This is a genomic window from Deltaproteobacteria bacterium (genome assembly GCA_005879795.1).
Classification (GTDB): Bacteria; Desulfobacterota; Binatia; order DP-6; family DP-6; genus DP-6.
This window is the reverse complement of the sequence record VBKJ01000130.1, coordinates 1-19,174: the sequence shown is the minus strand read 5'-3', so window position 1 is coordinate 19,174 and position 19,174 is coordinate 1. Positions and strand designations below refer to the sequence as shown.

At 70.0% G+C, this 19,174-nt stretch carries 17 protein-coding genes; 3 read left to right on the top strand and 14 right to left on the bottom strand.

What is annotated here, in order from left to right:
* Window positions 1–49 precede the first annotated feature (49 nt).
* The 11 genes from E6J59_08155 to E6J59_08105 all read right to left on the bottom strand — a co-directional run bounded on the left by E6J59_08155 (window position 50) and on the right by E6J59_08105 (window position 11,856).
* A complete protein-coding gene (locus tag E6J59_08155; GenBank protein ID TMB20556.1) occupies window positions 50–1,729 on the bottom strand; it encodes an amino acid permease in 1,680 nt (559 codons plus the stop codon).
* Window positions 1,730–1,810: 81 nt separating this feature from the next.
* Window positions 1,811–2,236, bottom strand: coding sequence for a DUF393 domain-containing protein (locus E6J59_08150; GenBank protein TMB20587.1), 426 nt, complete (start codon window positions 2,234–2,236; stop codon window positions 1,811–1,813).
* Between the two features lie 81 nt (window positions 2,237–2,317).
* Window positions 2,318–2,458, bottom strand: coding sequence for a hypothetical protein (locus E6J59_08145; GenBank protein ID TMB20555.1), 141 nt, complete (start codon window positions 2,456–2,458; stop codon window positions 2,318–2,320).
* A gap of 1,561 nt (window positions 2,459–4,019) precedes the next feature.
* Entirely contained in the window at window positions 4,020–4,736 is a 717-nt protein-coding gene (locus tag E6J59_08140) for a thiol:disulfide oxidoreductase (GenBank protein ID TMB20554.1), read from the bottom strand.
* Window positions 4,737–4,887: 151 nt separating this feature from the next.
* Window positions 4,888–6,066: an acetyl-CoA acetyltransferase gene (locus E6J59_08135; GenBank protein ID TMB20553.1), complete on the bottom strand. Its 1,179-nt coding sequence runs from the start codon at window positions 6,064–6,066 to the stop codon at window positions 4,888–4,890.
* Between the two features lie 11 nt (window positions 6,067–6,077).
* Window positions 6,078–7,505: a hydroxymethylglutaryl-CoA synthase gene (locus tag E6J59_08130; protein TMB20552.1), complete on the bottom strand. Its 1,428-nt coding sequence runs from the start codon at window positions 7,503–7,505 to the stop codon at window positions 6,078–6,080.
* Between the two features lie 56 nt (window positions 7,506–7,561).
* A complete protein-coding gene (locus E6J59_08125; GenBank protein ID TMB20551.1) occupies window positions 7,562–8,458 on the bottom strand; it encodes a CoA ester lyase in 897 nt (298 codons plus the stop codon).
* Window positions 8,455–9,693 (bottom strand): CoA transferase, encoded by a 1,239-nt coding sequence (locus E6J59_08120; GenBank protein ID TMB20550.1) that lies wholly within the window; start codon window positions 9,691–9,693, stop codon window positions 8,455–8,457. The genes E6J59_08125 and E6J59_08120 overlap by 4 nt, the downstream gene beginning before the upstream one ends.
* A complete protein-coding gene (locus E6J59_08115; GenBank protein TMB20549.1) occupies window positions 9,690–10,169 on the bottom strand; it encodes a MaoC family dehydratase in 480 nt (159 codons plus the stop codon). Before E6J59_08115 ends, E6J59_08120 begins: the two co-directional genes overlap by 4 nt.
* Complete coding sequence (locus E6J59_08110) at window positions 10,166–11,371, bottom strand: acyl-CoA dehydrogenase (protein ID TMB20548.1); 1,206 nt, start codon at window positions 11,369–11,371, stop codon at window positions 10,166–10,168. The genes E6J59_08115 and E6J59_08110 overlap by 4 nt, the downstream gene beginning before the upstream one ends.
* Window positions 11,371–11,856: a MaoC family dehydratase gene (locus tag E6J59_08105; GenBank protein ID TMB20547.1), complete on the bottom strand. Its 486-nt coding sequence runs from the start codon at window positions 11,854–11,856 to the stop codon at window positions 11,371–11,373. The genes E6J59_08110 and E6J59_08105 overlap by 1 nt, the downstream gene beginning before the upstream one ends.
* A 118-nt stretch (window positions 11,857–11,974) precedes the next feature.
* Between E6J59_08105 and E6J59_08100 the strand changes: the two genes are divergently transcribed.
* Together E6J59_08100 and E6J59_08095 are read left to right on the top strand one after the other, a co-directional pair.
* Window positions 11,975–12,634, top strand: a complete 660-nt coding sequence (locus tag E6J59_08100) for a TetR/AcrR family transcriptional regulator (GenBank protein ID TMB20546.1) — start codon at window positions 11,975–11,977, stop codon at window positions 12,632–12,634.
* A complete protein-coding gene (locus E6J59_08095) occupies window positions 12,631–13,974 on the top strand; it encodes an MmgE/PrpD family protein (protein ID TMB20545.1) in 1,344 nt (447 codons plus the stop codon). Before E6J59_08100 ends, E6J59_08095 begins: the two co-directional genes overlap by 4 nt.
* 116 nt (window positions 13,975–14,090) lie before the next feature.
* Here the strand turns inward: E6J59_08095 and E6J59_08090 are convergent, their stop codons facing one another.
* The 3 genes from E6J59_08090 to E6J59_08080 form a co-directional block, all read right to left on the bottom strand.
* Entirely contained in the window at window positions 14,091–16,016 is a 1,926-nt protein-coding gene (locus tag E6J59_08090) for an acyl-CoA dehydrogenase (GenBank protein TMB20544.1), read from the bottom strand.
* Between the two features lie 128 nt (window positions 16,017–16,144).
* Entirely contained in the window at window positions 16,145–17,998 is a 1,854-nt protein-coding gene (locus E6J59_08085; GenBank protein TMB20586.1) for a chloride channel protein, read from the bottom strand.
* 80 nt (window positions 17,999–18,078) lie between these two features.
* Window positions 18,079–18,504 carry a MarR family transcriptional regulator gene (locus E6J59_08080; GenBank protein ID TMB20543.1) on the bottom strand — a complete coding sequence of 142 codons (426 nt, stop codon included), beginning with the start codon at window positions 18,502–18,504 and terminating at the stop codon, window positions 18,079–18,081.
* Between the two features lie 255 nt (window positions 18,505–18,759).
* On the opposite strand from E6J59_08080, the gene E6J59_08075 reads away from it, so the two are divergent.
* A complete protein-coding gene (locus E6J59_08075) occupies window positions 18,760–19,134 on the top strand; it encodes a group 1 truncated hemoglobin (GenBank protein ID TMB20542.1) in 375 nt (124 codons plus the stop codon).
* Window positions 19,135–19,174 lie beyond the last annotated feature (40 nt).

The following is a 19,174-nucleotide window of genomic DNA, read 5'->3' as shown; positions in this document are numbered from 1 at the left end:
CATGGCCCTGGATCACGTGCGGGATTTCTTCGGGAACGCCCATTTTCCGCTATCCACCGCTACCGCCGCTGCTGCTGCGGCTGGGCTGGCGATCAGAGGCCGCCCGAGACGATCCGCTCGGGTGGCTCTTCGGACCGGCGAAGCGGCGCCGCGCCGAGACTCGCCAGTACGCCGCGAGGGCGATCGCGAGGGACAGCATCGTCCACAGCACCAGCTCGTTCGGGGGTAGCGCGAAGACGACGACGATGAAGACGACCCAGAGGATCGCGACCACGTTGAGCGCGACGCCCCAGCGCCCGAGACTCCAGGGAGCGTTCGCGGGCTCGGTGTACTCCCCCCGGCGCCGGTGGCGGTTCCGCCAGTTCAGGTAGATGGGGATCACGTACGCGAGGTACAGCGTGATCGTGCTGATCGACGTGACCACGGAGTACGCCGCGGCATAGGCTGTCATGAGGACGGCGAGGAGGCTGGTGGCCACGATCGCCGCCGCCGGCGTCCCGTGGCGCGGACTCACTCGCTTCAGGAGGCCCGCGCCCGGCATCCCGTCGTCGCGGGCGAACGCCCACCACATCCGCCCCATCGAGGTGATCGACGCCAGACCGCAGAGCCACATGGCCCCGCCGATGACGATCGCGATCACGTTCGCGAAGACGCGCGACAGGTTGCCGTAGACGATCTGCAGCACGGGATACGCGTCGTTCGCCGTCGCCGCGATGTCGCCGCCGGGGATGCTCCACGTGAGGATCATCAGGAGCACGTAGCCGACTACCGCCGACACGGCGACGGAGAGGAACACGCCCCAGGCGGAATTCAGGCGGGCCATGACGGTCTCCTCCGCCACGTGGGCGGAGGCGTCGTACCCGGTGTAGGTCCACTGCGCCTGGAGCAGGCCAAGGACGAACACGAGCGCGAAGGGCGCGGCGGCGTACGCCGACGCGAGCGCGGGGAGCAAGGCGAAGAGCGGCGACGGCAGCTTCAGGTCCGCGATGACTAGCCCGGGCCCGGTCCGTCCGCCGCCGAGATCGGCGGAGACCGCCTCCAGCGGGCTCACGACGGTCGCCCTGTGGAGGAGGAACCCGGCGCTGTTGTGATGGGTCCCGAAGAAGGTCAGGAGCGCGGTGATCAGCACGACGCCGCCGACGTGCCACCACACGCTCAGGGCGTTGAGTCGCGCCGTCAGCCGGATGCCCACGATGTTGATGATGACCTGGGGAATCATGATGAGGACCATCACCACGAGCTGGAAGTACCAGCTGGTCGCGCTGCCGAACACCGGGACGGCGACGCCGGCGGGCACGCCGGCGATGCGGGTCGCCGCGCCGATGATGTAGGTGGCGGCGGCGACGTTGATGCCGGCGGTGATCGTGACCTGCCCGATCATGTTGAGCCAGGCGGTGACCCACGCCCACGTGCGGCCGCCGAGACGGAAGGCCCAGAAGTAGAGGCCGCCGGCCGTGGGATAGGCCGAGGCCAGCTCGGCCATCGAGGCGGCGACGCAGAGGGTGAAGAGGCTGACGACCGGCCATCCGACCGAGTTGATGATCGGCCCGGCGAACTTGAGCCCGTACCCGAAGAGCAGGACGGCGCCGGTGAGGACCGAGATGATCGAGAACGAGATCGCGAAGTTGGAGAACCCGCCCATCTCGCGGAAGAGCTGCTGCGCGTAACCGAGCCGGGCGAGGTCGCGAACGTCCTCCTCGATGATCTCCTGACGCGTGCGTCCCGACACAGAGATCAGCCCCGCGCCAGAAGAGGACGGGCGACCGGGCACGAGAAGCTCACACGGGTCGCCCGGCGGACCGATCGGTGCTCAGGGCAGGAACCGGGCCTTCTCCTCCGCGGACGGCACGCGACAGCTGTCCCGGCGCCCGAACCAGCGGTACCGGTTGCGGGCGACGAGTCGGTATGCCGGGGTCCGAATGAAGCGCGGCACGAGGCGCAGCAGGCTGAGCAGCCACCACACCCCACCGAGGCGCCGATAGACCTCGAGCGAGGCGTCCGACTCCTCGTGGACGCCCCGCTCGTCCAGGTAGATCATCGACCATTGCCGCGGGTCGCCGGCGAGGGGCGGCAGCAGCTCGCGAGCGGTCTCTCCCTGCAAGGGGGCGAAGCGGAAGACCTCCCGCCGGTCTGCCCGCAGGATGAGATCGACGAACCGGTTGCACATGGCGCATACCCCGTCGAAGAAGATGATGGGGTGCTCGAGCGCGCTCGACCGCGAGGCCCCGGCCGTCATCATGGTCGTTTGCTGCGCGCGACCCGTCACGACGTCTCACCATGCCAGATCTGCACGACGCGCGCGAGGAGCAGGAGACTCCTAGCCGACCACGTCGTAGGGTCGCATCATCTGGTTCTCTTCATGCTCCACGATGTGGCAGTGGAAGACGTACCTGAATCTGTCGCCGGGATGCACGGGAGTGCCCGACGGCAGGTCGAACTTCGCGATTATCCGCGTCACCTCTCCCGGGAACGACTGTACCGTGTCCTTGCATCAGGGACAGTTGACCGGGCACCCGCAAGCGTTGGGGATACCGTTTTCATCAACTCCACAGCTTCTCCCACCCGTGCAATCGGTGCCATCTGGACAGAAGCAGTTGCAGTTTCCACCTCCAGGTATCGTCGTAGTCGTAGTACCCGCGTTGCAGTCCCGACCACATACGCTGCCGGCGGTGCAACAGACGAGTGGGGCGCCACAGGCTACGGGTCTGTCGGCGGGACAGGGATCAGTGCACCCCCCCTGACCGCAGACACTTCCCGGTGTGCAGCAGTATCCGTCACAAGCCACCGGAAGCTGCGCAGAGCAGCACCCGGCAGTATTGCATGTGGCATCCGAAGGACAACAGAATCCCCCTTGTCGACATTCGAGGGGGAAGTCAGTCGGGCATCCAGCAGGTGGGAGTGTCGTCGTGGTTGTAGGAGGATTCGGCACGCACGTCGATGTCCCATGGTCGCAGTAGGGGCTCCCGCGTGGACAGAAGATGGTTCCACAAGCTTCCGTTGTTGGTGGCTTCGGCCGCTTTAGTGGAGGCAACGGGCACTTCACTCCCGGTGGCGGCTGTATGATGCACTGCCCTTGAGAGCACTGCTGACCACCTGGGCAGGGATTCAGTCGGCTACAAGGTCTGGCACATTGTGCGTCAGCCGGATTGCCGAGGCAGCTATACACCATTTCCTTCAGGCACCGCTTGAACAAGCACCCCTTTACGAAGACGTTGCGGCAACGGTCTCTATAGAAGGGGCACGAGGTGTAGCACATGACACGACGGACGTGGTTCTCATGGTGGACTGTCCGACGTAACGACGCGGGCGCAACGGTGGTGCTGAGGAGCAGAGCCAACGCGACGAGTACCTTCTTCATCATCCCCCTCGTGTCTTGTAGTCACCTTATCTGGGAGTCGTGGTGCTCACATCCGTGGACGGGGCCGGCGATCCTGCGCCGGCGGCGATGCCGGCGTGAACGGGCAAGGCGGCGGCAAGGGCGAGTCTCAGAACCATCGATCGCTTCGAGCGAAGACTGCGAGCTCCTCCCCCCGAGTGGTCCGAGCTACTCGCCCCGACGTGGGTCCGAAGCAGCCTGCCTACCCGATCATCTGCCCTCGGTGGCAAAACCCGTGCCGCGCGGCGCTAACGTGCTATCAGCCTAGAGGCGAGCGCGGAGGCCCCTGAGCCAGCGGCTGCTACGGCATCTTTGTGACGGGGCGGCAGCGGGTTACCGGGTGGTTCGCGCCCAGAGGCAAGACGCCTCTCCTCGTCGCCGGTATCGACCACCCCCCGATCTTGGAACCCGCAGTCCGTCGCCCGGCGAGGTCAGGGGTTTCGGGGAACACAGCTTGGTCACCGTGATCCGCGACATGGTTCGGGAACGGGTGCGGGAAGCGGTCGGCTCTCTCAGCTCGAGATCCCGGCGGGTCGAGCGGCCGCCGTCGGGAGCCCGCGCGTGCCATCGAGACCCGCAGAACGCGCGTCGCGTCGGTCGTGAGGTCGTCCCGCGAAGCGCCCTCCGCGAGGCCGACGGCCTCCTAGCTTCTCTCCTCCTCCGCCTTCGTCACGCTGGCGGCGGTCTGACCGAAGAGCATCTTGCGGGCCTCGTCGTCGAGGGGCGCGGTGCGCCGGAGCTCCTCGCCGGCGGCCCGGCCCTTCCGTACGGCCGGCCGCCCCGCGACACCGTCCCACCAGCGGGCGACGTGGGGGAAGTCGGCGAGAACCCGCTTGCCCTGGTACTCGGGAAAGACCCACGGCCAGGTCGCGATGTCCGCGATCGAGTACTCGCCCGCGAGGTAGGGCCGGTCCGCGAGGCGCCGTTCGAGGACCCCGAGCAGGCGGTTCATCTCGTTCGCGAAGCGCTCGATCGCATAGGGGATCTTCTCCGTCGCGTAGTTCGCGAAATGGTTGAGCTGCCCGGCCACGGGGCCGAGGTTCGCGACCTGCCAGGCGACCCACTGGAGCACCTCGTACCTGCCGCGGACGTCGCGCGGCATGAACCTGCCCGCCTTCTCGGCGAGGTATTGGAGAATCGCGGCGCTCTCGAAGATCGCCACCGGATCGCCGCCGCCCGGCGGATCGTGGTCGACGATCGCCGGCATGCGGTTGTTCGGAGAGAGCCTCAGGAAGGCCGGCGAGAACTGCTCGCCCCGGCCGATGTTCACCGGCTTCACGGTGTACGGGAGGCTGCACTCCTCGAGCATAATGCTGATCTTCCAGCCGTTCGGCGTGGGCCAGTAGTAGAGGTCGATCATGGGAGCGCACCTATCCCGGGCACACACCTCTGGCAAGGGTGCCAGCTCATCTGACCAGAGTCCGGCGACAAGGCGCACCGCGCAACGTCTGACAGGCGGGATTCGGTCGTCGGCCTCGCTGAGGCCGCCGCAGCGAGGACGCGGAGGGGGTTCACGCAGCGCCGACGATCGACACGAAGCTCACGCACCGCCCCGGGGCCCCGCCCAGGTTGTGGGTGAGACCGAGCTTCGGCTGCGCGATCTGACGCGGCCCGGCCTCGCCCCGGAGCTGGAGCCACATCTCGTACATCATGCGGAGCCCGCTCGCCCCGATCGGGTGGCCGAAGCTCTTGAGCCCGCCGTCCGGGTTCACCGGCTGCGGGCCCTCGCCGTCGAAGCGGCCGTCGAGGACGTCCCGCCACGCCTGGCCGCGCGGCGAGAAGCCCATGTCCTCCATGAGGACGAGCTCCGTCGGCGTGAAGCAGTCGTGCACCTCGGCCATGCTGATCTCGGCGCGCGGGTCCTTCACGCCCGCCTGCCGGTAGGCGTCCCGCGAGCTGGCGACCACCTCGGGGAAGGTCGTGAAGTCGTAGTCCTGGCTGTAGTAGCCCTCCGCTGGCCCCGCCGCGAAGGAGAGCGCCTTGATGAAGATCGGATGCTTCGCGTAGCGGTGCGCGTCCTCGGCCCGGCAGAGGATCGCCGCCGCCGAGCCGTCGCTCACGCCGGAGCAGTCGAAGATGCCGAGCATGCCGGCGACCGGGGGCGACTTGCAGATCGTCTCGATCGGCACCTCCTTCCGGAACTGGGCCTTCGGGTTCTTCGCCCCGTTCTTGTGGTTCTTCCACGCGATGCGGGCGAGCACCTGCTTGAGCGTGTCCTCCTCGACGCCGTACTTCTTGGCATACGCCGGGGCGAGCAGGGAGAACGTGGCCGGCGCGGTCATGTTCGAGAGCGTGCCGTCGTTGGGCGGGTTCGCGCCGACCAGCCCCGAGTAGCCCGAGTCCTTGAGCTTCTCCACGCCGATCGCCATCACGAGATCGTAGGCACCGCACGCGACCGCGTAGGCGGCGTTGCGGATGGCCTCGCTGCCCGTGGCGCACATGTTCTCGAGGCGCGTCACCGGCTTGTAGGGGATCTTGAGCGCCTCGGAGAGCATCAGGCCCGAGAAGCCGCTCGCCATCGTGCCGAGCCAGTAGGCGTCGACCTGCGCGGGGTCGATGCCCGCCGACCGGTACGTTTCCGTGGCGGCGTCGACGAGGAGGTCCTCGGGCCCCTTGTCCCAGTGCTCGCCGAACGGCGTGCAGCCCATGCCGACGATCGCGACGCGGTCCTTGATCCCGTTGCTGGCCATGATCCCCTCCTTCAGCGCCCTGGACGGGCCTTCCAGAAGTAGTTGTGCACACCCTGCGCGGTGAACAGGCGCCGGAACGTCATCTCCAGGTGATCGCCGATCGCGACCCGCGCGGGTTCGACGTCGGTCAGTTCGCAGGAGAAACGGCCCCCGCCCTCGTAGTCGACGAACGCCGCCACCACGGGCGGCTGCAGCGAGTAGGCGAGGTGATCGAGCGTGTAGGTCGCGACCCGGCACGAGGTGTCCGCGAAGCGCTCGTCGCGCATCCGGTCGACCGCCCCGCACTTCACGCACACCCGCTGCGGCGGCAGGTGCCCGGTCTGGCACTCGAGGCAGCGCGAGCCGACGAAGGCGAGCTTCCAGCGCTCGTGCCGGCGCATCGGAGGGGCCGCCGGCCGCTCGGGGTCGGGACGTCGCGGCGGCTCGAACGGCAGGATGCCGCGCCACTTGAGGTAGGTGTTGTACGCCAGCTCGTTGCGTTTGGACGCGATCCAGCGGTCGACCTTGCGCACGGGCCGCATGCCCTCGATCGCGTCGGTCACTTCGAGGACGAGGGCGTCGGCGCCGTCGGCCTCGCACACGACCAGGATGCGGTCGCCCGGCTTCGCCCGGTCGAGCACGCGCGCGAGGAGGAGGCCCGCGTGGGCGACGCCGGTGCGACCGACCGTCGCGGCCAGCGGGTCGGCCACCTGCTCGGGCCGGAGGCCGAGCGCCTTCGGGAGTCCCGCCATGCTGCGCGGGTTGGTCCCGTCGAGGATCACCGTGGCGAGGGCCGACGCCTCGACGCCGGCGGCCCGGAGCGCCCGTCGGGCGGTGTCGGTGATGGCCGGGGCCATCGTGTCGGCCGTGAAGCGCTCCTCCCACTGCTTCGGGAAGCGCTCCTCCGGAAGGCGCCACACGTCGAGGATCTCGAGCGTCGCCGAGGCGCGGCCGAGCATCCGGGCGATCGCCTCCCGGTGATTCCCGGTGACGAACGCCACCGCGCCGTCGCCGCCCTGGCTCTCGCGTGGGCCGCCCGGCGCCCCGACGATCACGTCGCTCGCGCACACGAGCGTGCGCCGCCCCGCGGCGGCCAGATCGAGGCCGAGCAGCAGCGCCGCGAGGCCCATGCGCGACGAGCCACCCAGCTCGACCGAGCTCACGGTCTCCGGGAGGTCGAGCGCCGCCTGGATGGTCGCGGTGTCGAGCTTCTCGGCGTAGGCGGGGCTGGTGCTGGCGAACAGCACGGTGTCGACGGCGACGTCGCCGCGGACCGCGTCCCGCGCCGCCTCGACCGCCATCGACACGGAGTCCTCGTCGTAGCTCGCGACCGCGCGCTCCCCCTTCCCCGCCCCCATGGCGGCGCGCGAGAGGCGGAAGTAGGGGACGTAGCTCCCGTAGCGAACGATCCCTGCCAACTTGGCCCCTCCTGCGGCCCTCCCGGCCGCACGCGGCGACATTGCCACAGGCGGCGGGCCAGAACCATACGACCTCTTCTCAGATCCTGATCGTCAGATCAGGCCCGGCCGGTGAGCCGGGCACGCTCGAGGACGGCCTCGAAGATACGCACCGAGGCGGCGTCCACCAGGATGCCGCCCGTGCCCGCCGCGCCGGCGCCGCCCCGGGAGGCCCCCTCGTAAGCCTCGCACATGCGCCGCGCGAGCGCGATCTCCTGCTCCGTCGGCGCGAAGACGTCGTTGGCGATCTCGATCTGGCTCGGGTGGATCGCCCACTTGCCGACGAAGCCGAGCGTCGAGGCCCAGGCGGCCTCGCGGCGATAGCTCTCCGGATCGTGGTAGTTCGCGAACGGGCCGTCGATGGCGTCGAGGCCGTGGGCCCGCGCCGCGACGACGACGCGTGCGCGGGCGTAGTGCCAGAGGTCGCCCGGGTAGCCCGAGGCGAGCGCCAGGCGCACCCCCTGGCTCGCCGACAGGTCGCCGAAGCCGAGGATCAGCGCCTCGAGCCGGGGCGAGCAGGCGGCGATGTCCTCGACCCGAGCCAGCGCTGCCGTCTCCTCGATCAGCGCTTCGAGGCCGATCCGCTTCCCGAGGCCGAGCTTGGCCTCGAGCTGCTCGAGGAGCGTCTCGAAGAACCACACGTCGCGCGGCGCCTTCACCTTGGGGAGGATGAGAAGGTCGAGCTGTGCCCCGGCTCCCTCGACCACGGCGATGACGTCGTCGTGCGCCCAGCGCGTGTCGGCGCCGTTCACGCGCACGGCGCGGAGCGTCCTGCCCCAGTCGAGCTCGCGCAGCGCGCGCACCACGTTGTCGCGCGCGGCCTCCTTCTGCGGGGGGGCCACCGCGTCCTCGAGGTCGAGGAAGACGAGGTCCGCCTCGCTCCGCGCGGCCTTTTCGATCATCTTCTGGCTCGAGGCCGGGGTGGCGAGCTCGGATCGTCGGAGCCTCGCACTCATGGCTCCTCCTTGCCGGGCCCGGCGGGGCGACGGCGCGGAGCCCCCGTCGGCACGGCGTCGATGCCCGCCTCGGCGAGCACCTCGGCGGTGTGCTCGCCCAGGCGTGGCGGGCGGCGGTAGACCGCCGCCGGTGTGGCAGCGAGCTTGATCGCCGGACCGGCGAGCACGACGGGCGCGTTCTTTCCGGGCTGCTCGACTTCGACGAGCATGCCGCGAGCCCTCGCGTGCGGGTCCTCGAAGATGTCCTTCGCGGTGTTCACCGGCCCGACGGGCACCTTCCCGCCGAGGGCCGCCACCACCTCGCGCCTGGTGTGACGCCCGGTCCACGCCGTGATCAGGCGGCGCACCTCGTCGGCGCTGGCGACGCGCTTGTCGTTATGGTCGTAGCGGGCGTCGGCGGTGAGCTCGGGCCGCCCGATCGCCTCGCACAAGAGCTTCCAGTGCTTGTCGGTTGGCGCGGCGATCGCGACCGCGCCGTCGCTGGTCGCGAAGACGTCGAACGGGCAGAGCGAGGGGTGCCCGGTGCTCCGGGGCCCGAGCACCCGCTGCTCGTACGAGTAGTAATAGATGACGCTTTCGCAGAGGCTCAGGAGGGCGTCGTACATCGCGACGTCGAGGAACTGCCCGACGCCGCTGCGGCGTGCGGCGTGGATCGCCGCGACGATCCCCAGGGCGGCGAGCGTCGCGGGAAAGAGGTCGCCGATGCTCGCGCCGCACGGGACGCCGCCCGTGCCCGCCGCCCCGGTCGTCCCCACGATGCCGCCCATGCACTGCGCGACGATATCGAAGGCCGGCCACTCGGCGTAGGGACTGGCCCCCGTGCGGGGATCGCCGAAGCCGCGGATGGCCGCGTAGACCAGGCGCGGGTTCCGCTCGCGCAGCCGCTCGCAGCCGACCCCGAGGCGGTCCATCACGCCGACGCGGGCGTTCTCCACCACGGCGTCGGCCCGGTCGACGAGCCGGAGGAGGATGTCGCGATCGCCCGCCCCGCGCAGGTCGAGGACCACGGAGCGCTTGTTCCGGTTGATGCTCGCGAAGTAGCCACCGTAGTCGCAGCCCTCGCGGTCGGCGGGATGGGGCGGCATGGTCCGGGTCATGTCGCCCTGTGGCGGCTCGATCTTCACCACGTCGGCACCGAGGTCGGCGAGCAGCATGGTGCAGAAGGGCCCGGCGAGCGCCTGCGTCAGGTCGAGGATGCGGACGTCCGCAAGCGGTCCCGTGCGGGCGGCGATCATCGCGGCGTCGCCTCGCCCCGCGCCCAGTGGCTCCGCCGCTTGAGGAGGACCTCGCGCTCGCCCTCGAAGACGATCGTCCCGTCGTGCTTCACGCCCCAGTGCCGGAAGCGGACGACGCCCGCATCGTCGCGGTCGGCGTCACGCTTCGCGATCACCTCGCTGTAGGCCGTGAGGGTGTCACCGTGGAACACCGGGGCGCGGAAGCGGAGCCGGTCGAGGCCCAGCTCCGCGATCGCGTGCTCCGCGGTATCCTGCGTCGCGAGGCCGATCACGATCGAGCCGGTGACGAGGCCGAAGACGAGCCGCTGCCCGAAGGGCGTGGCGCGCATCTTGTGCTCGTTGTAGTGCGCGTCGGCGGTGTTCATCACGAGCTTCGTGACGAGCTGGTTCTCGACCTCGCCGATCGTCGTGCCGCGCGCGTGATGCATCTTCTGGCCGACCTCGAAGTCCTCGAAGTAGGTGCGCTCCGTGCTCATCCCTTCGGCCTCGGGAGGAAGGCGTCCGAAATGATCCGCTGCTGGATCTCGGAGGTGCCCTCGAAGATCCTGGTCAGACGCGCGTCGCGCCAGTAGCGCTCGAGCGGGTACTCGCTCGTGTAGCCGGCGCCGCCGTGGATCTGGATGCCCTCGCTGGTCACCTTCTCGGTCATCTCGCTCGCGAAGAGCTTCGCCATGGACGCCTGCACGTCGGCGCGCCGCCCGCGGTCGAAGTCGTCGGCGGCGGCGTAGGTGAGCGCGCGCGCCGCCTCGATCTCGGTCGCCATGCAGGCCAGCTTGAACCGGATCGCCTGGAAGTCGCCGATCGGCCGGCCGAACTGCACGCGCGTCTGCGCGTAGGCGACCGAGTCCTCGAGCGCCCCGCGGGCGAGACCGACCGAGCGCGCGGCGGTGTGGATGCGTGCGACCGAGAGCCCCATCGCCGTCCGCTTGAAGCCTTCCGAGGAGCCGCTGCGCGCGGAGTGGATGAGGATGTTCTCCTTCGGGATGCGGAAGTTGTCGAAGGAGAGCTCCCACGTCTTCCAGCCGTGGTAGCCGATCTTCCGCATCGCCGTACCCTCGATTCCCGGCGGGAACTTGCCGCGCTCCTTCTCGATCAGGAACTGGGCGATGCCGGCGTGACGGTTCTCCGGGTCGTAGGGCGTGGCCCGGGCGACCAGGATGATGAAGTCGGCGCCGTCGGCGAACGTGCACCACATCTTCTGGCCGTTCACCACCCACTCGTCGCCGGCCAGCTCCGCGCGGCACCGGATCGAGGCGACGTCGGAGCCCGCGCCGGGCTCGGAGAGCGCGAAGGCGCCCAGCCACTCGCCGCGCGCCATTCTCGGAAGCATCTCCCTTCGCTTGTCCTCGCTGAAGCCCGCGCCGATGCCGTTGCCGCGCGCGATGATGCTCGCGACGCTCATCCACGCCCGCGCCAGCTCCTCGGTGACGAGCACGTACTCGAAGATGCCGAGTCCGAGGCCGCCGTACTCCTGCGGGATCAGGATGCCGAAGTAGCCGAGTTCGGCCATCTTCTGCCGGAGCTCCATCGGGATCTCGCCCTGCACCGGGTCGAGCCGGTTCGCGACCGGCAGGACCTCCCTCATCGCGAACTCGCGCGCCGTCTCGAGGATCGCCTGGCGCTCGTCGCTGTAGTACGCCGCGGGGACGCGCTCGACGATGCCGGTGAGCAGGCTCATCACGCCCTCCGCTTCGCGACCAGGTTCGTGCGCCGGCAGCTGACGACGACCTCGCCCCGCTGGTTTCGACCCTGCGTCTCCCAGGTGACGACGCCGAAGGCGGGGCGACTCTCCGACTCGCGCTTCGCGACGACGCGGCTCCGGGCGGTGACCGTGTCTCCCGGATAGACCGGGCGGAGGAACGCGACGTCCTCGACGCCGAGGAACGGGCCGCCCGCCTCGGAGAGGTCCTCCACCGAGAGACCGATCACCGTGCACAGCACGAGGAGCGGATCGACCACCACGCCCGGGTGGCCGTGCGCGCGCGCGTACTCCGCGTTGAAGTAGAGCGGGAGGAAGCGCAGCGCCATGGTCGCGAACAGCGAGTTGTCGCCTTCGTTGAGCGTCCGCCCCCAGTGGTGTTCGAAGACCTGGCCGTCGTGAAAGTCCTCGAAGGCGTGGCCCTTGGGGACGAGTGCGAACGCGGCGAAATCGGGGTCCGCCATGGAGGCGGCCTCCCGCTAGCACAAACTTATGGGTTGATCAATAAGTAAATTTCCGCTACAGGGCGGCCATGACGGTAACGGACGAGGGCCGCCCCCGCACCGCGCGCGAGGGCTGACGATGGCGCGGACGGCCCCGACTGCCGCCGCAACCCGGCGCCCGGGGAAGCCGCCCCGCCGGCGCACCCAGGCCGAGCGGTCGGCGCTCTCGGAGAAGCTCATGCTGCGCGCGGCGGTCAAGCTGATCGCCCGCCAGGGCTACAGCCGCACCACGCTGGCCGAGATCGGCAAGGTGGCGGGCTACAGCGGCGGGCTCGTGAGCCACCGCTTCGGCTCGAAGCAGGACCTGCTCCGCGCCCTCGTCGAGAGGATGACGACCCGCTTCGCACACGACCAGATGATCCCGGCCATCGAGGGCCGCGCCGGGCTCGACGCGCTCTGCGAAATGGGCGACACCTACCTGCGCGAGCTCGCTGCCCGCGAGGAGCGGCTGCGTGCCCTCTACGTCCTCATGGGCGAGGCGCTGGGACCGGTACCCGAGCTGCGCAGCGTCTTTGCCGAGCTGAACGAGTCCATCCGCTCGGCGGCCGGCGGCTGCATCCGCCGGGGCATCGAGGAGGGGCGGATTCGAGCCGATGTCGATCCCGGAGCCGGGGCCGCCATGTTCCTCGCTCTGCTGCGGGGGGTGGCAATGCAGTGGCTCGTCGACCCGGGGGCCGTCGACCTGGCGGCCCTGCGCGAGTCCGTCAAGGAGACGATACGACGGAGCCTCGCGAGATGAGTGCAGGTGCCACCCTGGCGCTCGTCCGCGCCGTGCGGGGCATCCGCCACGACGCGATCCCCGCGGACGCGCTCGAGGTGGCCCGCCACTGCCTGCTCGACTTCCTCGGCTGCGCGCTCGCCGGGTCGCGCGAGCCGCTGACGGAGATTCTCGTCGAGTCCGTCGCGCGGACCGAGGACGGCGCACGGGCGACGCTGATCGGCCGGTCCGAGCGCGCCGGGCGGCTCAGCGCGGCACTCGTCAACGGGGCGGCGGGGCACGCCCTCGACTTCGACGATACCCACACGGTGATGAGCGGCCACCCCTCGGTGCCGCTCCTGCCGGCGCTCCTCGCGCTCGCGGAGAGCGAGGGCGCCGACGGCCCGCGGCTCCTCGCCGCGCTCGTGGCCGGCATCGAGCTCGAGTGCCGCCTGGGCGCGCTCCTCGGGCCCGGGCACTACGCGGCGGGCTTCCACGCGACCGCCACCGTCGGAGCGTTCGGTGCTGCGGCCGCCTGCGCGCATCTCCTCGGGCTCGACGAGGAACGGTGGCTCCACGCCCTCGGCATCGCCGGGACGCAGGCGGCCGGCCTCAAGTCGGCGTTCGGCTCGATGGCCAAGCCGCTTCACGCCGGCCGGGCCGCCGAGACGGGGCTGCTCGCGACGCTCCTCGCGCGGGGTGGCTTCACCGCCAGCCCGTCCGTCCTCGAAGCGCCGCAGGGCTTCGCCGCCACCCACGCGGGCGCGGAGCCGAGGAGCGACGCGCTCGATCGCTGGGCGGGCCGATTCCTCGTCCGCGATACGCTCTTCAAGTACCACGCGGCCTGCTACCTCACGCACGCCGCGATCGAGGCGGCGGGCGCGCTGCGTACGCGCCACGCCCTCGCGCCGGAACGGATCGCCGGCGTCGAGGTTCGTGTCGATCCCTCGCTCCTCGCCGTGTGCAACATCGTCGAGCCGCGCACCGGGCTCGAAGGGAAGTTCAGCCTGCGCGCGACCACGGCAATGGCACTCCTCGGCGCCGACACCGCCGATCCCGAGACGTTCACCGACGCGCGCATGTGCGACCCGGGCCTGGTGCGCCTCCGCGACCGGGTGACCGTGGTCCCGGTGGCCGGCACGCGGGCCACCCGCACGACCGTGACCGTCCACACGGAGAGCGGGCAGCTCGAGGGCGAGGCCGACGTCGGCATTCCAGCGTCCGATGTCGGAGCGCAGCGCGAGCGCCTGAGGACGAAGTTCCTCGCCCTCGCGACCCCGGTCCTCGGCCGCGCCGGGGCGGAGGCCCTCGGCGCCGCAGCCCTCGGCGCGCACGAGCTCCGCGACGCGGCGGAACTTCTTCGTCTGGCGCGGACGGGCTGAGTTGCGCTACATCTCACGCACGAGTTCGGCGATTCCGTGCTGATCGAGAGCCGGTCGCGAGTCTCGGCCTGCGCGCCGGTCTTCTCTCGTCGGGCTACCGCCTAACTGGCCAGGTCCTACGACGCGTCCGCCGCCGCCTTTTGCGCTCTCCCGGGGCCGGCTGCCCGCTGCTCGACGAGGGAGCGGGTCTTGAACGCCTGCGGGGTGAGCCCGATGTCCATGGCGCCCCTCTCGAGCCACACCTGCTCGCCCTGCATCACGCTGGCCGCCACGCCGTTCTTGCGGATGTCCTCGTTGGCCCACAGATCGCGGAACAGCCGCCGCACCTTGCGGCGGGCCGTGCGGCAGAAGAGGTCGGCCAGCTCCAGCGCCCGCTCCGCATCGGGGTCGCGGTCATCGACCATCTGCCGAGCCCGGGAGATGGTCGCCGCCATCGCGAAGAGCTCCATGACGACGTCCACGCAGCGGAAGAGGAAGCCCTGCTTTCGCTCCATCTTCCCCTGGTAGACCGTCATGCCGTGAAAGCTCTCGCGCGCGAGCTTGCGGCAGCTCCGCTCGACGAAGCGCAGGTGCGGCGCGAGCCGTCCCCAGTCGCGGTAGCGAAGCGGACCGGCAAGGCCCCGCAGCCAGAGGGGCGGGTACCATTTCGCGTAGTAGCCGAAGATCCCCGGAAGCGCGCGGAGCTTCTCGCCCCTGCCCTTCTTCGCGTCGATCAGCGCACCCGCCACCTGCAGGTGTTTGTCCACCGCCTCGCGCGCCATGAAGAGGTGCATGATCTCGCTCGAACCCTCGAAGATGAGGTTGATGCGCACGTCCCGCATGAGCCGCTCGACGGGAATCGGGAACTCGCCGCGCCCCTCGAGCGAGCGCTCGGTCTCGTAGCCGCGGCCCCCGCGGATCTGCAGGGTCACGTCGACGATCTCCCAGGCGCGGACCGTGTTCCACTCCTTCGCCGCCGCGGCCTCGAGGCGGATGTCATACCCTCCGCGATCCGACATCGCGCTCGCCAGCTTGGAGACCGAGTCCATGGCGAAGGTCGTCGCGGCCACGTCCGCGATGCGGTGGGCGACGGCTTCATGCTTCCAGATCGGGACGCCCCATTGTTTGCGCTCGTTGGACCAGCCTCGGCAGATCTCGAGACACTGCTTGGCGACGCCTGCGCAGGTGGCGGGCAGAGTCAGCCGTCCGGTGTTGAGGGTGACGAGCGCGATCTTGAGCCCCTTCCCCTCCTCGCCGATCAGGTTCTCGCGCGGCACCTGCACATCCTGGAAACTGATGATGCCGTTGGCGAGCGCCTTGAGGCCCATGAAGCGGCAGCGGTACTCGACCTTCACGCCCGGCCAGTCGGTCTCGACGATGAAGCAGCTGATCCTCTTCGTCTTGGGGTCGCGCGCCATCACGACGAGCAGCTCGGCCATCGTGCCGTTCGTGCACCAGAGCTTCTCGCCGTTCAGAACGAAGGTGTCGCCGTGCAGCTCCGCCGTGGTCGACAGGCTCGCCGGGTCCGAGCCGACGTGCGGCTCCGTCAGGGCGAAGGCCGAGATGGCGCCGGCCGCGCACCGGGGGAGGTACTTCTTCTTCTGCTCCGGCGTGCCGAAGAGCTTGAGCGGCTGTGGGACGCCGATCGACTGGTGCGCGGAGAGGAGCGCGCTGATGTTCGAATCGTAGCTCCCCACCAGCTGCATGACGGTCGTGTACTCGCTCACGCTGAAGCCGAGGCCGCCGTACTCCTTGGGGATCTTGATCCCGAAGGCGCCGAGCCGTCTGAGACCGTCCACCACCTCTTCGGGGTACTCGCCGGTCTCGTCGATGGCCACCGGGTCGACCTTCTCGCGCAGGAACCGCTGTACGTCGTCGTAGAACTTCTTGAACTCCGGCCGCTCCCCCCGCAGCACGGGGAACGGGTGGATGTGATCGAGGAGGAAGTTCCCGAGGAAGAGCTCCCGGAGGAAGGTCCGCCCCGCCCACTCCTTCTCGCGGGACTCCTCCGCGATCTTCCGAGACTCCTGCTCGCTCGTGAGCTTTGCGTCGGTTGCGCTCAAGACGGTCCCTCCTTGTCGGGCCTGGCTCTTTACCAGCCGCGGCGCGGCAAACACCAGCTTACCATCGGTGGCCGGGAGGAAGGTACCGGGCGGCGGGCCTTACCGTCCCCCCTCGGCGCCGTGGGCTCTCACCGCGAGCTCGATGAGACGGAGGGCCCGCTTCGGTCCCGGCCCCGGCCTGGTGGCAGGAAGAAGCGGACCGGGAGGACGCGCTCTCTGCGGCGCTCGGCCTCGAGGGTGCGCATGCGGGCCGCCAGGAGATCGAAGAGAGCGATCATGCCGACCAGCTTCCCGCCCTCGCGCTCGATGACCGGGAACCGGGTGAGGCCGGTCTCTGCCATCCGGTACACGACCGCCCGGAGCGGCTCGTCGGGGTAGGCGACGGTCGGGTTGGGCTCGATCAGCGGCGAGAGCGGAGGACCGTCGGCGTTGGCGCGGTGCCCGTCGAGGAGCTGCTGGAGGTCGGTGCGGGTCACCACGCCGACCAGGCGGCTCTCGGGGTCGATCACCGGATAGAGAAGCTGGTGGCGCCGCGCGCCGCCGGCCCGCAACGAGTGGCGGAGGGCCTCGAGCCCGATGTCGGCCGGCAATGCCACGATGTTCCGCCGCATCACCTCGCGCACGAACAGGATCTCGAGCGGATCGATCGCGTACTCGCGGGTCAGGTGATACCCGCGCCGGCTCACCTTCTCGGTCAGGATCGACCGGCGGAGCGCGAGGACCGTGACGCCGTGCGCGATGGTGACTGCGACCAGCAGCGGCAAGAGCGCGTTCACGTCGTGCGTCAGCTCGAGGGCAAAGACGACGCCGGTGAAGGGCGACCGCATCGTGCCGCCCAGGATGGCCCCCATGCTGACCAGCGGCCAGAACCCAGTCCCCTCGTTCGGCAGGAACATCGCCTCGACGCCGCCCAGCGCACCCCCCATCAGGAGCAGCGGGGCGAGGACGCCACCCGACGTGCCGGATCCCAGTGACACGCTCCAGATGACGGATTTGACGAGCAAGGTGCCGACGATCACGCGGGCCGGTACGTCGCCCTGCAGCAACGCGCCGATGACGTCGTACCCGACGCCGAGCGCCTGGGGAAAGACGAGGCCGCCCACGCCCACCACCAGGCCGCCGAGCGCGGGCCACCACATCCAGTGGATCGGGAGCAGCCGGAAGGCGTCCTCCGCCGCGTACACCGCCAGCGTGAGGAGGGCCGACAGCGCCCCCGCCAGCAATCCCACCACGGCGCAGCCAACCAGCCCCGCCGGTCCGATGAACACCGGGTGCGGGGGTACGGGGAAGAGCGGTCCCAGCCCGATGATGTAGCGGCGCGTGGCTGCGGCCGTCGCGCTCGCCAGCGCCACAGGGATCATGCTGCGCGGCTTCCACTCGAAGAGGAGGAGCTCGACGGCGAGCAGGACCGCGGCCACGGGCGACGCGAAGGTGGCCGACATCCCGCCGGCGGCCCCGGCGACCAGCAGGGTCTTCCGCTCGGCGCTGGTGAGCTTGAAGAATTGGGCCAGCATCGAGCCGAAGGCTCCGCCGGTCATGATGATCGGGCCCTCCGCCCCGAAGGGGCCGCCGGTGCCGATCGAGATGGCGGCGGAGAGCGGTTTCAGGAAGGCGACCCGCGGCTCCACGCGGCTCCCCCCGATGAGGATGGACTCGAGGGCTTCCGGAATACCGTGGCCGCGGATGCGCTCCGACCCGTAGCGGGCCATGAAGCCGATGATGAGCGATCCGGCGACCGGGACCAGGACCTCGAGCCAGCCGAGCGCGTTGCCCGCCGGGGAGACGAGCGCGACGTCCCAGCGCTGGAAGAAGGCGAGGTTCGTGACCAGGCCGATCAGCCGGAGCAGCGCCAGGGCGACCCAGGCACTCAGGAACCCGATCCCGATTGCCGCCGCGGACATCGGCACGAGCCGCCAGCTCGTCGTGAAGTCGCCGAGGTGGTCCGAGCCGTCGTGCTCGAGCCGGCTGAGCGCCCCCGTCATCTTCTGCCAGAGTCCACTCCAAACCACGTTGACCCCCGCGCTCCGCATCCCGCTCGCGCGCGCGGCCGGCTCGCCCGGCGTCACCCGATCGCGGACGCCCGCGCGGTGGTGGCGCCCGGGACGAAGGCGTCGAGCATCCGGCGGAGCCCCGGCGCCACCGAGCGCAGCTCGGTGCGATGGGTGTGTGACAGCCGCGGGAGTACCGCCTCGGCGCGCCGCGTGAGGTGCACGAACACCCGCCGCCGGTCGGCCCCGGCCCGCGACCGGCGGACCAGGCCTCGGGCCTGCATGCGGTCGACCAGCTCGACTGCGGTGTGGTGCTGGACCTGCAGCCGCTCGGCGAGGAGCCCGATCGTGGCGTGCACCCCCGCGGGCATGCCCTTCACCGCGAGCAAGAGCTGGTGTTGCTGCGGCTCGAGACCGACCGCTCGGGCCGCGCGTTCGCTGAAGCGATCGAACCGCCGTAACTGATAACGGAACTCCGCCAGCGCTCGGTAGTCCGTCATCGTGAGCCGGTCAGTCGGCACACGGTAACTATATCGTGCTACGATAGGACTGTAAAGTTACCGACTCGCTCGGAACGTCGCACCGATTCCGGAATCGCCTGTCCGCTTCCGTCCGGACGACTCCTTTGACGCGGCGGCACCGTTGGGGCGAAGATTGGCGCACCCAACCACCTGGACGATCGCCCGGGGACGCGCCCTCCCGGAGGCTTACGGGAGCCTCCGTCCCCTGGCGTCTTTAGGCTCGAGGAGACGACGATGAGCGACAAGAAGAAGACCCTTTACGAACGCCTTGGTGGTTACAACGCGATCGCGGCCTTTGCAGATGACCTGCTGCCCCGGCTCCGGGCGGATCCGCAGCTCGGCCGCTTCTGGGCGCATCGCGGCGAAGACGGTGTCAAGCGCGAGAAGCAGCTTCTGATCGACTTCCTCTGCTCGAGCGCGGGCGGACCGGTGTACTACCGCGGCAGGGACATGTTGCTCTGCCACCGCGGCATGCGCATCAGCGAGGGTGACTGGAACGTCTTCCTAGGTCATGCCGGCGCGGCCCTGGCGAAGCTGCAAGTGCCCGAGGCCGAGCAGCGCGAGGTGGCCGCGTTCGTCCAGAGTCTCAAGCAAGAGATCGTCGAGTAGCGGACACGCCAGATAGCTGTTCTCGACGCAGCCCCAAGGC

Bases quoted from the DNA above. Each gene is read 5' to 3' on its own strand.
- E6J59_08150 (TMB20587.1), bottom strand. From the start codon at position 2,236: ATGACGGCCGGGGCCTCGCGGTCGAGCGCGCTCGAGCACCCCATCATC.
- E6J59_08140 (TMB20554.1), bottom strand. From the start codon at position 4,736: ATGATCGACCTCTACTACTGGCCCACGCCGAACGGCTGGAAGATCAGC.
- E6J59_08135 (TMB20553.1), bottom strand. From the start codon at position 6,066: ATGGCCAGCAACGGGATCAAGGACCGCGTCGCGATCGTCGGCATGGGC.
- E6J59_08130 (TMB20552.1), bottom strand. From the start codon at position 7,505: ATGTCGCCGCGTGCGGCCGGGAGGGCCGCAGGAGGGGCCAAGTTGGCA.
- E6J59_08125 (TMB20551.1), bottom strand. From the start codon at position 8,458: ATGAGTGCGAGGCTCCGACGATCCGAGCTCGCCACCCCGGCCTCGAGC.
- E6J59_08120 (TMB20550.1), bottom strand. From the start codon at position 9,693: ATGATCGCCGCCCGCACGGGACCGCTTGCGGACGTCCGCATCCTCGAC.
- E6J59_08115 (TMB20549.1), bottom strand. From the start codon at position 10,169: ATGAGCACGGAGCGCACCTACTTCGAGGACTTCGAGGTCGGCCAGAAG.
- E6J59_08110 (TMB20548.1), bottom strand. From the start codon at position 11,371: ATGAGCCTGCTCACCGGCATCGTCGAGCGCGTCCCCGCGGCGTACTAC.
- E6J59_08105 (TMB20547.1), bottom strand. From the start codon at position 11,856: ATGGCGGACCCCGATTTCGCCGCGTTCGCACTCGTCCCCAAGGGCCAC.
- E6J59_08100 (TMB20546.1), top strand. From the start codon at position 11,975: ATGGCGCGGACGGCCCCGACTGCCGCCGCAACCCGGCGCCCGGGGAAG.
- E6J59_08095 (TMB20545.1), top strand. From the start codon at position 12,631: ATGAGTGCAGGTGCCACCCTGGCGCTCGTCCGCGCCGTGCGGGGCATC.
- E6J59_08085 (TMB20586.1), bottom strand. From the start codon at position 17,998: ATGACGGGGGCGCTCAGCCGGCTCGAGCACGACGGCTCGGACCACCTC.
- E6J59_08080 (TMB20543.1), bottom strand. From the start codon at position 18,504: ATGACGGACTACCGAGCGCTGGCGGAGTTCCGTTATCAGTTACGGCGG.
- E6J59_08075 (TMB20542.1), top strand. From the start codon at position 18,760: ATGAGCGACAAGAAGAAGACCCTTTACGAACGCCTTGGTGGTTACAAC.